An 11,791-nucleotide genomic window follows, 5' to 3' on the forward strand; every position below is an offset into this window, starting at 1 on the left:
CATGAACCGCGAAACGCCTGCGCCAGTGCTGGCCGTCGACAATCTGAGCGTCGCCTTCCGCCACGGCGATAGCTGGCAGAAAGTGGTGCGTAATATCTGTTTTAGCCTCTATCCAGGTAAGACGCTGGCGATCGTCGGCGAATCCGGCTCGGGTAAAAGCGTGACGGCGATGGCCATTATGCGCCTGCTTTCTGCCCGGCATAGCCGTACCGAAGGACAGGTGCTGCTCGGCGGCAAATCCCTGCTCGACCTTCCTGAAGAGGAGATGCGTCGCGTGCGCGGCGCCGAGGTGGCGATGATTTTTCAGGAGCCGATGACCAGTCTTAACCCGGCATTTACCATCGGCAATCAGATAGCGGAAGTTTTTATCCGCCATCAGGGCTTATCGGCGCGCCAGGCGAAGCAGGAGGCCATTGCCCTGCTGGAAAAAGTCCGCATTCCGCATGCCGCGCAGCGTTTCGATGAATATCCGCATCAGTTTTCCGGCGGTATGCGCCAGCGCGCGATGATCGCGATGGCGCTGGCCCTGAAGCCGAAACTGCTGATCGCCGATGAACCCACGACCGCGCTGGACGTCACTATCCAGGGGCAAATCCTCGATCTGATTAAAACCCTGCAGGCGGAAAACAATACCGCGGTGCTATTTATTACCCATGATATGGGCGTGGTCGCGGAAACCGCCGACGATACGCTGGTGATGTTTCGCGGCGATGCTATCGAATGCGAGCGTACGCCGACGCTATTCGCTACCCCGCAGCAGCCCTATACCCGTACGCTGCTGGCCTCGGTACCCGCGGCAGGTGAAATGGATATAAGCTCGACCCCCTGTAAGTTCCCATCGGTTAACCTGCAAACCGGAGAAATCCGTCGTTACCCGCCAGAGCCTGACCTCAGCCTGACCAGCAACGAGCCGGTATTATCGGTCAAAAATCTGGTCACCCGTTTTCCAGTTAAAAAAGGCTTTTTTAATCAGTTAGCCGGGCATATCCACGCCGTAGAAAACGTTAGCTTTGATCTATGGCCCGGCGAAACGCTATCGCTGGTGGGCGAATCCGGCTGCGGTAAATCGACCACCGGTCGCAGTCTCATTCGCCTGGTCCAGGCGCAATCAGGCCATGTTCGCCTTAATGGCTATGACGTCCTGCAAGCCGGGCGCCAACAGCAAAAGCGGATGCGTCAGGATATCCAGATGATTTTTCAGGATCCGTTCGCCAGCCTGAATCCACGGCTGAAAATCCAGGAAACGTTGATTGAACCACTGCTGGAAAATGGCCTCGCCACACGCCAGCAGGCGCTGGCGCGCGCCCATGAATTGATTGAGAAAGTGGGACTCAGCGTCGCGGTGCTTAACCGCTATCCGCATGAATTTTCCGGTGGTCAGCGCCAGCGTATCTGCATTGCCCGCGCGCTGGCGATGAATCCCAAGGTGATTATCGCCGACGAGTCGGTGTCGGCGCTGGATGTGTCGGTCAAAGCGCAGGTGGTCAACCTGATTATCGAACTGCAACGAACGATGAAAATCGCCTTTCTGTTCATCTCTCATGATATGGCGGTGATTGAACGCATCAGTCACCGGGTAGCGGTCATGTATCTCGGCGAAATCGTCGAAATTGGCCCGCGGCAGGCAATTTTCGCCAATCCGCAACACCCCTATACGCAGAAGTTAATTGCGGCGATCCCGAAAACCGATCCGTCTCGCCGACATCTTCTGCGCGAAGCCAATAACGATGAACTACCCTCGCCGTTTCGCGATAAAGACTGGCAGCCGCCGACCCGCCGCTACGAACAAGTCGGTAATCAGCACTGGGTAATGCGCTGAGCGGAGTACCTTTAAATAGACCGGCTTAACGCTCTGTAGTCTGCGCTGAGCCGGTCCCCCTTCCCAAAAAGCGATGCACAATCCCCCCTTTTAGCTGGCAACGCATTTTTTGCTGCTTTTTGCGATTCACATTCTCACTTCATGCTGTATTATGCGGCTTATTGCAGTCTTTTGCAGGAACAACGATTATGCATAAAACCGCCCGACAACAGTTTTTACTCGAACTACTGAGCGAAAACGGTCAAATTAGTATCAGCGAACTGGTCGAACGATTGCAGGTCTCGCCCGATACCGTTCGCCGCGATCTTAGTGACCTGGAAAAACGCGGACTGGTACAGAAAAACCATGGCGGCGCTATCGCTCTCGATCTTCCAGCTATGAATCGTCAGGCGCGCAATGCGCTGCTGCCCGAGACTAAGCAACGCCTCGGCGCGCTGGTCGCCCGTGAGATTCCTCCAGGATCAACGCTATTTTTAGACGCCGGCAGCACGGTACTGGCCGTCGCCGCTCATCTAAAAGGACCGCTGACGGTCATCACCCCTTCGCTGGATATTGCCCAACTATTTAGCGAACGGCCCGATATCGAGTTGGTTTTACTTGGCGGAAAATGGGATATGCGACAGCGGCTGTTTGCCGGTAGCGCCACGCTGGCGCTGCTTTCTCGTTACCGCGCGGATATCGCCATTCTCGGCGCCTGCGCGATCCATGCGCAACAAGGGCTTAGCGCCAGCCAGGAAGCGGATGCGGAGGTAAAGCGCGCAATGCTGGCAGCCAGCGTCGAGCACTGGCTGGTGGCTGACCATCTGAAACTTAATCGCTGCGAGCCATACCTGGTCGCCGAACTGAAACACATCGATCGTCTGTTCCTCGACAAGCCATGGCACGCGCTTGGCGAAGACAATTCAATGCAGGTCAGCATTGCTGACGCTGAATAACGTGGAGAAAGTCATGCATAAAGTTATTACCGGCGCAGGTAAACCTATTAACATTGCGCTGATCGGCTATGGATTTGTCGGCAAAACGTTTCACGCGCCGCTCATTAACTCGGTCGATGGGTTAAAGCTTGCCGTCGTCGCCTCCCGCGACGAAGCCAAAGTGAAGCAGGACCTGCCAGATGTCACGGTAATCGCTTCTCCGGAAGAGGCCATTCAGCATCCGGACGTCGATCTGGTGGTACTCGCTTCGCCGAACGCCACCCACGCCCCGCTGGCTCGACTGGCGTTGAACGCCGGTAAGCACGTGGTGGTGGATAAGCCCTTCACTCTCGATATGCAGGAAGCGCGCGAGCTGATCGCGCTGGCGGACGAAAAGCAACGACTGCTTTCAGTCTTCCACAATCGCCGTTGGGATAGCGATTATCTCGGCGTTAAGCAGGCCATCGAGCAGGGGCTGATCGGCAAGGTTAAGCATTTCGAGTCGCATATCGACCGTTTCCGCCCGGAAGTACGCGTTCGCTGGCGCGAGCAGAACGTGCCGGGCAGCGGCCTGTGGTTTGACATCGGCCCGCACCTGATCGACCAGACGCTACAACTTTTCGGCCTGCCGCAATCGGTACAAGGCAATATAGCCACTCTGCGACAGGGCGCGGAGATCAACGATTGGGCGCACGTGGTGCTGAATTATCCGCAGCACAAAGTGGTTTTGCACTGTAGCATGCTGGTGGCCGGCGGCGTCTCGCGCTTCACGGTCCACGGCGATAGCGGCAGCCTCGTGAAACTGAAAGCAGACCAGCAAGAGAGCCAGCTGCTGGCTGGGGTCATCCCAGGGAGCGAAAGCTGGGGCCAGGATGACGACAGCATGACGCTGTTCGACGCCAGCCTGCAGGCACACACGCTCGCCACACCGAAAGGCGATCAGCGTCAGTACTATATTCAGGTTCGCGATGCCCTGCAGGGCAAAATCGCCAACCCGGTGCCGCCGCTACAGGCGCTGGCGGTGATGGCGGTGCTGGAAGCCGCCGTTGCTTCAGCAGAAAGCGGCAGCGTGCAAAAGCTGGCGTTAACCACCGACGAACTGGCCGGGCTTCAGTAATCCCTTGATGCAATAGCGGCTGCAGCTCCGCGCGGCCGCTACGCTTAGCTCTCCTGTCGGGCGTATAAATAGGCGGTCGCCCGCGAAATGCCAAGATGCTGCGCGACCATTTCCATTGATTTGCGCAGATCTAATAGCCCCTCTTTACGCAATTGTCGAATCACCGTTTTACGATCCGCCGCACTCAGCGCCCTGGCTGTCGTCGCCCGCTCGGCGGCGAATGCATCAATTCGTTGGCGAATGGCCGCTGCGCCGCCCGGTTCAAGATGTTCAACCACCGTGGCGCTTTCCGTGGCGGTAAAGCGCGCCAACGCGCTCTGCATACCGCGAAACAACGTCATATCGACGTTAAGACAGAGGGCGGCAACATATTCACCGTTATCGCCCTTAATACCGATGGAGGTACTTTTCACCGCACGGCCATCGGCAAATTGATTGGCATAGTTGGCAACGATGGCCGGGAACTCGGCGCTGGCAATCCGCGCTAACCCCATCTCGGTCGCCGGCTGACCAACCTCTCTACCGGAGAGATTATTGTGGATAGATAAAATGGCCTGTTGAGGATGCGTCAGGTCATGGACGACCACTTCACAAAACGGCGCGAAGGTTTCGCTTAACCCCTGGGCGAGGAGATCAAGCTGTGCCAGCAAGGGCGACATCTCGCTACTCATAATTCGTTCCCGGTGGCCAATAAGGCGCTGTAACGACTCATATCCACATTACCGCCGCTGATGATAATGCCGACTTTTTTACCCCGCAGATGCGCCATGGCGCCTCGTGCGGCAGCGAAGCCCAGACAGCCGGTCGGTTCGACCACCATTTTCATCCGCTCGGCGAGAAATTTCATCGCTGCGACCAATTCATCGTCACTCACGGTCAGGATATCGTCGACGTGTTGCTGTATTAGCGGAAAAGTATATTGCCCCAGATGCTGGGTCTGCGCGCCGTCGGCGATGGTTTTCGGCGTCTCAATATGCACAATGCTGCCGCAACGAAAAGATTGCTGGCCGTCATTGCCAGCTTCGGGCTCTACGCCATAGATTTTACACCCCGGAGACAGATGACGCGTCGCCAGCGCCGAGCCTGACAACAGCCCACCGCCGCCGAGGCAGACAAATAGCGCATCCAGCGGACCGACCTCTTCTATTAGCTCTTTCGCCGCCGTCCCCTGCCCGGCAATCACGTGCGGATGATCGTAAGGAGGGATAAGGGTTAACCCATTCTGTTGCGCCAGATCGCGACCGATCTGCTCGCGATCCTCCGTGTAGCGGTCATAAAAAACGACTTTACCACCGTAGCCCCGGGTGGCGGCGACTTTAGCCGCAGGCGCATCGTGTGGCATGACGATAGTCGCCGGAATGTCCAGCAGTTTAGCCGCTAGTGCAATGGCCTGCGCGTGATTACCAGAAGAAAACGCCACTACCCCGGCCCGTTTTTGCGTTGGGCTAAACTGTTGCAACGCGTTCATCGCGCCGCGGAATTTAAATGCCCCCATGCGCTGATAATTTTCACACTTTAAAAACAGCTGCGCTGAGTATTGCTCATCCAGGGTACGGGAGGTCATCACAGGAGTAGAGTTGGCGTAACCGGCAATCCGCCGGGCGGCGGCTGCCACGTCGCGATAATCGGGAAGTTGTAGAGTCATTGTTTCGCCTTGTTGTTCAATGAGTAATCAGGACCTAATACATTTCGTCTAATTAAATACATTATGTATGATCAATATTCAACCGCAAATGGCATAGATCGCAACCAGAAGAAAATGTGCTCCGCTTGCCTATTGCCTGCTGGAAATTTCCCACATTTGGGAGCAGGATATAATCAAATACCTGATTATTGTGGTAACGCCCCATCAGCTTCTGCGGACGCAACCCGACACACTGGACAGGAGAATGTCATGTATTACACGTTAGGAGAAAAGACCCTCCACTTTTATCGCTATCAGTGCCGTTACTACGTTGCTCATTGGGACGGCGGTCACGTGATGGCCGAGCAGTTCAAGCCGTTTATCGCCGGGATCAGCGAAAAGACCGGTCTGGAAGCAAAGCGTGTGGAAGCAGTCGCTCGCGATTACTTTACTAACGTGGATTAACACAACCCTTTGATATCGCCAGAAAAGACTAAACGGCACCTCAAAGGTGCCGTTTTATATTCACTTTGGTGAGTACCAATCAGGCGGTGGGGATTTTTGAAATAATATATTCGAGTGATTCATCAATATTCTCACCTGCCAGCATTTTCTTCCGCACGCTAAACGCCCGGCCTGTACGTAAGAATTTTAGGGATACCGTGTCATTAGTAACGCCTTTGCCTGTTAATACGATTTCATTCAGCGGTACGATAAAAGTATCTGAGTACAATTTTGGTTTAACTATCAATTTATCACCAGAAAGACCAATCATAACGCGCTCCTTGAGGCGTACCCCATTCCAGATATTGAGAATGCCTACTGCGACCAATAAATAGCCAATTCCCACGCCCATCACCAGCACAATAACTCCCATACACAAAGCAATAGCACCAGTAGGAGTAAATCGGGATGTATCGCATGTTAATTTATAGTTTTTATCTTCAGGCTTAGATATTTCAACCGCAGCTTCAGGGTTATAAACATCAAGGTTTGCATTGCAGTATCTTTCGTAGCTAAAAAGATAACCGATTAAAAACAACAAACCAATCGGCACCATAGCAATCCCACCGATATAAGCAAACACAATACCAACACGCGGGACTTTCGGTAATAAAAAAACGCTTACCACCTGAACAACTATAGCAAAAGGAAGTACAATTGTGACCAAATCTTTAATCAAACGCAGCGTTCGATCATAGCCATAATAATCTGAAAGCGAGTTGACCTCATTGAGCGCCAAAAGAAACATGGCTAAGTTAATAATAATACCAATCAATGTCAGACGGTGAATTTTATTCATTCATACTCCATTATGCTTACTCATCGTAACATATTAATTTAATTAATAGGTTTACACTATGCCGCTAATAAAAAAGGCATTTTTAACACCTGACGCCGTTCAACAACTCGAAATATCCGAATATATTCTCGCATGTAAAAAAGACAAGACATACATAAGACAAACAATATACCCCAAAGATTCGCACGCCAATAAAAAGAGCCAGCCGATATTAACAAATACACCCTCCCCGTCAACAAAAAAAGCAAAACACAATATTCAGGCGTCATTTCTTTTTAATGTAAACTTCCCTGGTGCGGAATTTAATTCATGCGTTAAATTTATTACTCTTGATCCGATACATCAGGTCTATATTTTATCGACATTGCTGCTTTCATTCTTATTCATGCATTAACCATTGGCATTGTTCATTTTACCAGGCTATACCTTAGGCATCATTATTCATCAAGGATCTGTTGCAATGGGCAAGAAAATTTTAATGCTGGTGGGTGATTACGCTGAAGATTACGAAACCATGGTCCCGTTTCAGGCATTACAGATGATTGGCCATCAGGTCGATGCTGTCTGCCCGGATAAAAGCAAAGGCGACTATATTATGACGGCGATTCATGATTTTGACGGCGCACAAACCTATAGCGAAAAACCCGGTCATCGCTTCGTACTGAACGCAGACTTCGATAGCGCCAATGAGCAAGACTACGACGCACTGCTCATCCCCGGCGGCCGTGCGCCAGAATATCTGCGCCTGAATGAGCAGGTGATTAAGCTGGTACAGGCTTTTGACGCTGCGCGTAAACCGATTGCCGCCGTCTGCCACGGCCCACAGCTTCTCGCGGCCGCCGGCATTCTTAAAGGCCGTACCTGCAGCGCTTATCCAGCTTGCGCTCCCGAAGTTCGCCTCAGTGGCGGACATTACGCCGATATCGGTATCGACCAGGCGCACGTTGATGGCAATCTGGTGACCGCTCCCGCCTGGCCCGCCCACCCGCAGTGGCTTGCTAAATTTGCCGAGGTGTTGCAGCGGTAAGCGCCTTTTCCAGGGCTGGAGTCGCTACGGTACAATATGCCCCCCAGCCCTTACTCCTTGCGCGAAGCTATTCCACGGTTTTATTTTTTACTAGTGCATAAGAGACTATCAGCTGCTGCAGGTGCTGTTCCGCTTGTTGCTGCTGCGAGGCGCGGCTGATTTGCCCTTCTGTCATCGCCGTTAGTTGGCGTAACTGTTCTTCAGCCGGAACGGTTCGATTAAGGGACTGAGTAATGGCGAACACCGCGGATTTTAGTTCACTGACCGTCAGGTATTGTCCCTTCTGCTCATCCAGGGCATTCAGACGCTGAGTTAATTGCTGCAGTTGCTGCATTCCCTGATACCACCCGGTGAGGTTTTCCGCCGGCAGCGCGGCGGCTATGATCTGCTGCCGCCACTGCGAGGACAATGTTTTCGCCTGCTCCGGCCATAGCGCCAGTGCCTGTTGTACCAGTTGATCGCCATAGTCGATGGCCCAATTAGGTTTGAGTTGAGCCAGATGTGTAAGCTGCTGCCGGGTCTGCTTTATCCCACTGTCTGCTGACGGTGCGTGCAGAGAAAAGGAGCGTAACTGATCTGGCGAAAGTACCGTCGGCAATGGCGCCAGACTGAGAGCGAATTGCTGCTGTTCCGGATCTGGTTGATTCATCGCCTGCCACCCCCACCCTGCCGCTGCGGTCAGCACCAGCATCGTCAGCATACCGGCCATAAAAGGTCGCCATCGTTTTTCAGAGTTCTGACGCTCATTGCCGACTTGCACGTTTGGCAGCGTTTCCGGCGGCGCAATATAAACCCACTTTGTTCGCTCAACCCGCTCATCCAAATGGGTGGACGCGTTCTCCATCGTGACTACGTGCGGTAGGGTATCAGCGCTGGTCACGCCATCGCTATTCTCCAGCCGTACAGCCGCGTTATGCATCAAATTGAGCAACGCATCAAACTGACTGGCGTGCTTTAATTCCAGACGCTGCAGCGCAGCATCCAGCGCTTTCAGATGCACTTCCGCCTCATAAATCAAACTAAGATCGACATAGGCTAGCGTCAGCGTACGCAGCGCTTGCAGTAGCCGTTTACCCAAACCGCTAAGGATTTCCATCCGCGCGTGTACCGGCTGTGGCCAAAGGCTCCCCCACTGACGGGTAATCAGCGTTTCCAGGATAGCCAGTCCTTCATTCAGCCCGCATAAGCCGGTTAACTGCGTACGGGCAAGCGTATACCAAGCCGCGGTCTGCAGCTCTACGCCGTTACGGTCAAATAATGACAGGCAAAGCCGTTCTGCGTATAGCCAGTCAACGTCGGGGCGCGCCGGGTGGCTGAGTTTGTGCATTTCTTCACGCAGCTTTGCGTAGTCTGCCAGCGTGCGCGGGTCGCCGCCGGTAATCAGGTGACGCTTAGGATAAGTTGTCATAGGGGTAACCAGAGTGAGGGCTAAATAGCGGTGCGGGCATTCAGATACTGTTGCTGTTTCAGATGGCGAAGGAGAACCCTGCCTTCAGGCATAAATTCCGTGCCATAGCGTACCAGACCAATTTCCTTCAGTTCCGCGTCGATGGCATAACGCAGTTCGCCTGGCTGTGTCTGTTCGAGCATCTCCACACGGAGGCTGTTCAGCCGCGGTTCGTATTTGAGCAGTACCGCGGACAGCGTGGTCATTAACTGGTGCGCGCTACCCGGCATCCCCTGGAGAATTTTTGTCATATCCGGCAGACCGTAATCCGGAAGATGCGCCAGCGTGCCAGCCCGGCAGTTGAGGATACGCTGCATATTATCAAGCACCGATAAAATGACCTGATTTTCTTCACCGACCTGATGCAGATCGAGACCGCCGGAGAAATTACCAAACAGGGTGTCGTAAAGTGAGGGGCGCGGCATTTTAGTTACCTTTTAACGGTTGCAGCGTCAGCCGGTTGTGACCGGCTTCGATAATACGCGGCTTGTCGGGGTCGAGGTCGTCGCGGGTCAACACTAACCGCCAGCTGTCCTTGACCCGATCCGGCGCGATAAACATCCCCGCCACCGCGACGTATTGCGCCGCCGTCTCCAGCGGCATATCCAGCGCCACGGATTCCCCCGGGTGTAGACGGATATCTTTTTGGGCCAGCCAATCGCTTGGTATTGCCCGGCTATCGTCAGCAAATAGCGAGGGATAATCGCTGGCGTCAAACGCTTTGCGCTCTTTGAGTTGGTAAATTCGCACTACGGTTGCCAATGACGCCCCTTGCGCATTGTGGTTCACCCCTTCCCGGGCCCGAATATCCAAATGCAGCGTTTTGATCTGTTTATAAAAAATAGCGTAGGTCACTGAGACGGCTCCATCTTTTACGCTCTGCGTCAGGCCGCAGCCGGTTAAGGCTGCAGTGAGAGTGATGGGCAGCAATGTGGCGCAATTTTTACCAACGATAGTTGCCATCTTCATCGTTCTCCCTTCGGTGAATATTTTTCGGACGCGCTGATAACGCCCCAGATGAATGGTGATAATGTCAGTAGCAGGGTATTGCGCGTTAAGCGGGCGCAGTACCGCGGTCCGCCCTAACCGCGCCGCGTTTTTGGGTTGGCAAGAGCGTTGCGCAGCCGGTAATAAATGGCGGGCCACATACAGCTGTAGCCGTACATCCAAATGGGCGCCCAGCCAGGGCATTCAGCGTGGAGTCTGCGGTGTCGGACATACGATCTCCTCCTTGATATGTTTGAAAATAACGTTATCTGCTTTTTTATCCTCATCAGGATGAGGAAGTATCGGGTATTTCGGATCTGCGCGACCGTAGCAGGAACGGACTATCCGCACCTTATCGCAGGGGAAAATATGCACATCAAAACCGCACGCCTGCCCCTTCTCCCAGCGTTCAATGGGGACAGTAATCGGCCCATGTTTCTGATAGTGAGTCTCATAATCATCGGGCATCTCACTCGATTTCATCCAGGCATTAGGATCGGAGGTCCAGGTGATTTTTGCCGTCAGTCCCGGGCGCCAGACATCAGGCACCATCACGCAGCAGAATCCGCCACCGCCATCGTAGGGATTCGCCCTGGGCCCTCCGTAGCCATCAACCTGCACCGAAACGATGGCATCAGGTCCGTGGTTTAATACGGCTATATCAGCGCCGCTCATGCCGTCATGACTGTGATCGCGGCAGGCCGTCAATAGACAGAGAAAAACGGCGACCAGTACCGCCAGCCCTGTGGACAAAATACGGGTATGCTTTATCATTGATGTATCCTTACAAAAATAAAATAAAGTAATGAATTATTAAGAGATGACGTAATTTCAGATTTTTATTTTTACGACGCCGTCCATAGTAATATGGTAATTAAAGTGTCAGGGAAGCAGTATTTTAAAAGCCTCGCTTTTTATATCCCGATATATTTTCCCCAGCACGCCCGATACCGTATTCAGATCTTTCATATCCGTTCGCGCCTGCACTAATATATCGCCAACATTAATATCAATAATCGCTTTTACCCGCTGGCCAAATTGTTTCACCGAATCCCACGTATCGTCATCGTTATCGTAAATCGTCCGCGACGCAAAATAACCGTGGGAAAACGAGGAATGCAGCGGATCATGATTATATTTGGCCAGCGTGTCATGCACGTAGTTATCGTAAAAATCCAGCATCGTCGGCGAGCCCATCAGCGCCGCCCGCCGGGCATCGCCGCTTTTCTTGATCTGGATATATTCCGACTCCTGCGCCGCCACCAGCGGACCGCCAAGCTGGTCGGTTTGCGTGGTGGGGATCACATCCAGCAGCACCTGGCCCAGCAGCGCCACGATACCGGTATGGGCAAAGTCATAACCCCACGCCGCGCGGTCCAGCCGATCCTTATCGATAAACGGCACTTCTCGCGGCCCTTCGCTTTCCGCGGGCGCCGTCGCCGACGGCAGCGCGCCGGTCTGCTCATTCAGCGCCTGCTGATAAAAAGGCTTACGCTGATAATACTTATCGGCGTATTGCGGGCTGGCAAAGCGCTCGGTGCGCCAGGCGGTGA

At 53.5% G+C, this 11,791-nt stretch carries 12 protein-coding genes and 2 pseudogenes; 5 read left to right on the plus strand and 9 right to left on the minus strand.

What is annotated here, in order from left to right; genetic code table 11:
* Position 1: 1 nt before the first annotated feature.
* The 3 genes from PGS10_RS02940 to PGS10_RS02950 all read left to right on the plus strand — a co-directional run bounded on the left by PGS10_RS02940 (position 2) and on the right by PGS10_RS02950 (position 3,850).
* On the plus strand, positions 2-1,819 hold the full coding sequence (locus tag PGS10_RS02940; RefSeq protein WP_045388231.1) for an ABC transporter ATP-binding protein: 1,818 nt from the start codon (positions 2-4) through the stop codon (positions 1,817-1,819).
* Between the two features lie 188 nt (positions 1,820-2,007).
* The gene (locus PGS10_RS02945; RefSeq protein ID WP_045397495.1) at positions 2,008-2,754 is read left to right on the plus strand and encodes a DeoR/GlpR family DNA-binding transcription regulator; all 747 of its coding nucleotides are present in this window, start codon (positions 2,008-2,010) and stop codon (positions 2,752-2,754) included.
* Positions 2,755-2,767: 13 nt separating this feature from the next.
* Complete coding sequence (locus PGS10_RS02950; RefSeq protein WP_289577721.1) at positions 2,768-3,850, plus strand: oxidoreductase; 1,083 nt, start codon at positions 2,768-2,770, stop codon at positions 3,848-3,850.
* A 44-nt stretch (positions 3,851-3,894) separates the two neighbouring features.
* On the opposite strand, the gene PGS10_RS02955 is transcribed toward PGS10_RS02950, so the two are convergent.
* Both PGS10_RS02955 and PGS10_RS02960 read right to left on the minus strand, forming a co-directional pair.
* A complete protein-coding gene (locus PGS10_RS02955) occupies positions 3,895-4,521 on the minus strand; it encodes a helix-turn-helix transcriptional regulator (protein ID WP_316422420.1) in 627 nt (208 codons plus the stop codon).
* A complete protein-coding gene (locus tag PGS10_RS02960; protein WP_047079056.1) occupies positions 4,518-5,495 on the minus strand; it encodes a threo-3-hydroxy-L-aspartate ammonia-lyase in 978 nt (325 codons plus the stop codon). The genes PGS10_RS02955 and PGS10_RS02960 overlap by 4 nt, the downstream gene beginning before the upstream one ends.
* Positions 5,496-5,744: 249 nt before the next feature.
* Between PGS10_RS02960 and PGS10_RS02965 the strand changes: the two genes are divergently transcribed.
* Positions 5,745-5,939 (plus strand): hypothetical protein, encoded by a 195-nt coding sequence (locus PGS10_RS02965; protein WP_045397506.1) that lies wholly within the window; start codon positions 5,745-5,747, stop codon positions 5,937-5,939.
* Positions 5,940-6,018: 79 nt separating this feature from the next.
* Here PGS10_RS02965 and PGS10_RS02970 read toward each other — a convergent pair whose 3' ends face one another.
* Complete coding sequence (locus PGS10_RS02970; RefSeq protein ID WP_047048970.1) at positions 6,019-6,777, minus strand: hypothetical protein; 759 nt, start codon at positions 6,775-6,777, stop codon at positions 6,019-6,021.
* A gap of 460 nt (positions 6,778-7,237) precedes the next feature.
* On the opposite strand from PGS10_RS02970, the gene PGS10_RS02975 reads away from it, so the two are divergent.
* Positions 7,238-7,804 carry a DJ-1/PfpI family protein gene (locus tag PGS10_RS02975; RefSeq protein ID WP_047079055.1) on the plus strand — a complete coding sequence of 189 codons (567 nt, stop codon included), beginning with the start codon at positions 7,238-7,240 and terminating at the stop codon, positions 7,802-7,804.
* Between the two features lie 67 nt (positions 7,805-7,871).
* Here PGS10_RS02975 and PGS10_RS02980 read toward each other — a convergent pair whose 3' ends face one another.
* The 6 genes and pseudogenes from PGS10_RS02980 to PGS10_RS03000 all read right to left on the minus strand — a co-directional run.
* Positions 7,872-9,212, minus strand: a complete 1,341-nt coding sequence (locus PGS10_RS02980) for a VasL domain-containing protein (protein ID WP_316422421.1) — start codon at positions 9,210-9,212, stop codon at positions 7,872-7,874.
* A gap of 20 nt (positions 9,213-9,232) precedes the next feature.
* A complete protein-coding gene (tssE, locus tag PGS10_RS02985) occupies positions 9,233-9,676 on the minus strand; it encodes a type VI secretion system baseplate subunit TssE (RefSeq protein WP_047080937.1) in 444 nt (147 codons plus the stop codon).
* Between the two features lies 1 nt (position 9,677).
* Positions 9,678-10,214: a type VI secretion system lipoprotein TssJ gene (gene tssJ / locus PGS10_RS02990; RefSeq protein WP_316422433.1), complete on the minus strand. Its 537-nt coding sequence runs from the start codon at positions 10,212-10,214 to the stop codon at positions 9,678-9,680.
* Positions 10,195-10,436: pseudogene (locus tag PGS10_RS25080) on the minus strand (type VI secretion system baseplate subunit TssG); the annotation flags it as partial. The gene tssJ and the pseudogene PGS10_RS25080, both read right to left, overlap by 20 nt.
* 6 nt (positions 10,437-10,442) lie before the next feature.
* Entirely contained in the window at positions 10,443-11,012 is a 570-nt protein-coding gene (locus PGS10_RS02995; RefSeq protein ID WP_316422422.1) for a DUF3304 domain-containing protein, read from the minus strand.
* 108 nt (positions 11,013-11,120) lie between these two features.
* Positions 11,121-11,791: pseudogene (locus tag PGS10_RS03000) on the minus strand (T6SS phospholipase effector Tle1-like catalytic domain-containing protein); the annotation flags it as partial.

This window comes from Klebsiella sp. 141153 (genome assembly GCF_032601995.1).
Lineage (GTDB): Bacteria > Pseudomonadota > Gammaproteobacteria > Enterobacterales > Enterobacteriaceae > Klebsiella > Klebsiella aerogenes.

Bases quoted from the DNA above. Each gene is read 5' to 3' on its own strand.
- tssJ (WP_316422433.1), bottom strand. From the start codon at position 10,214: ATGGCAACTATCGTTGGTAAAAATTGCGCCACATTGCTGCCCATCACT.
- PGS10_RS02950 (WP_289577721.1), top strand. From the start codon at position 2,768: ATGCATAAAGTTATTACCGGCGCAGGTAAACCTATTAACATTGCGCTG.
- PGS10_RS02970 (WP_047048970.1), bottom strand. From the start codon at position 6,777: ATGAATAAAATTCACCGTCTGACATTGATTGGTATTATTATTAACTTA.
- PGS10_RS02995 (WP_316422422.1), bottom strand. From the start codon at position 11,012: ATGATAAAGCATACCCGTATTTTGTCCACAGGGCTGGCGGTACTGGTC.
- PGS10_RS02975 (WP_047079055.1), top strand. From the start codon at position 7,238: ATGGGCAAGAAAATTTTAATGCTGGTGGGTGATTACGCTGAAGATTAC.
- PGS10_RS02940 (WP_045388231.1), top strand. From the start codon at position 2: ATGAACCGCGAAACGCCTGCGCCAGTGCTGGCCGTCGACAATCTGAGC.
- tssE (WP_047080937.1), bottom strand. From the start codon at position 9,676: ATGCCGCGCCCCTCACTTTACGACACCCTGTTTGGTAATTTCTCCGGC.
- PGS10_RS02945 (WP_045397495.1), top strand. From the start codon at position 2,008: ATGCATAAAACCGCCCGACAACAGTTTTTACTCGAACTACTGAGCGAA.
- PGS10_RS02955 (WP_316422420.1), bottom strand. From the start codon at position 4,521: ATGAGTAGCGAGATGTCGCCCTTGCTGGCACAGCTTGATCTCCTCGCC.
- PGS10_RS02980 (WP_316422421.1), bottom strand. From the start codon at position 9,212: ATGACAACTTATCCTAAGCGTCACCTGATTACCGGCGGCGACCCGCGC.
- PGS10_RS02960 (WP_047079056.1), bottom strand. From the start codon at position 5,495: ATGACTCTACAACTTCCCGATTATCGCGACGTGGCAGCCGCCGCCCGG.
- PGS10_RS02965 (WP_045397506.1), top strand. From the start codon at position 5,745: ATGTATTACACGTTAGGAGAAAAGACCCTCCACTTTTATCGCTATCAG.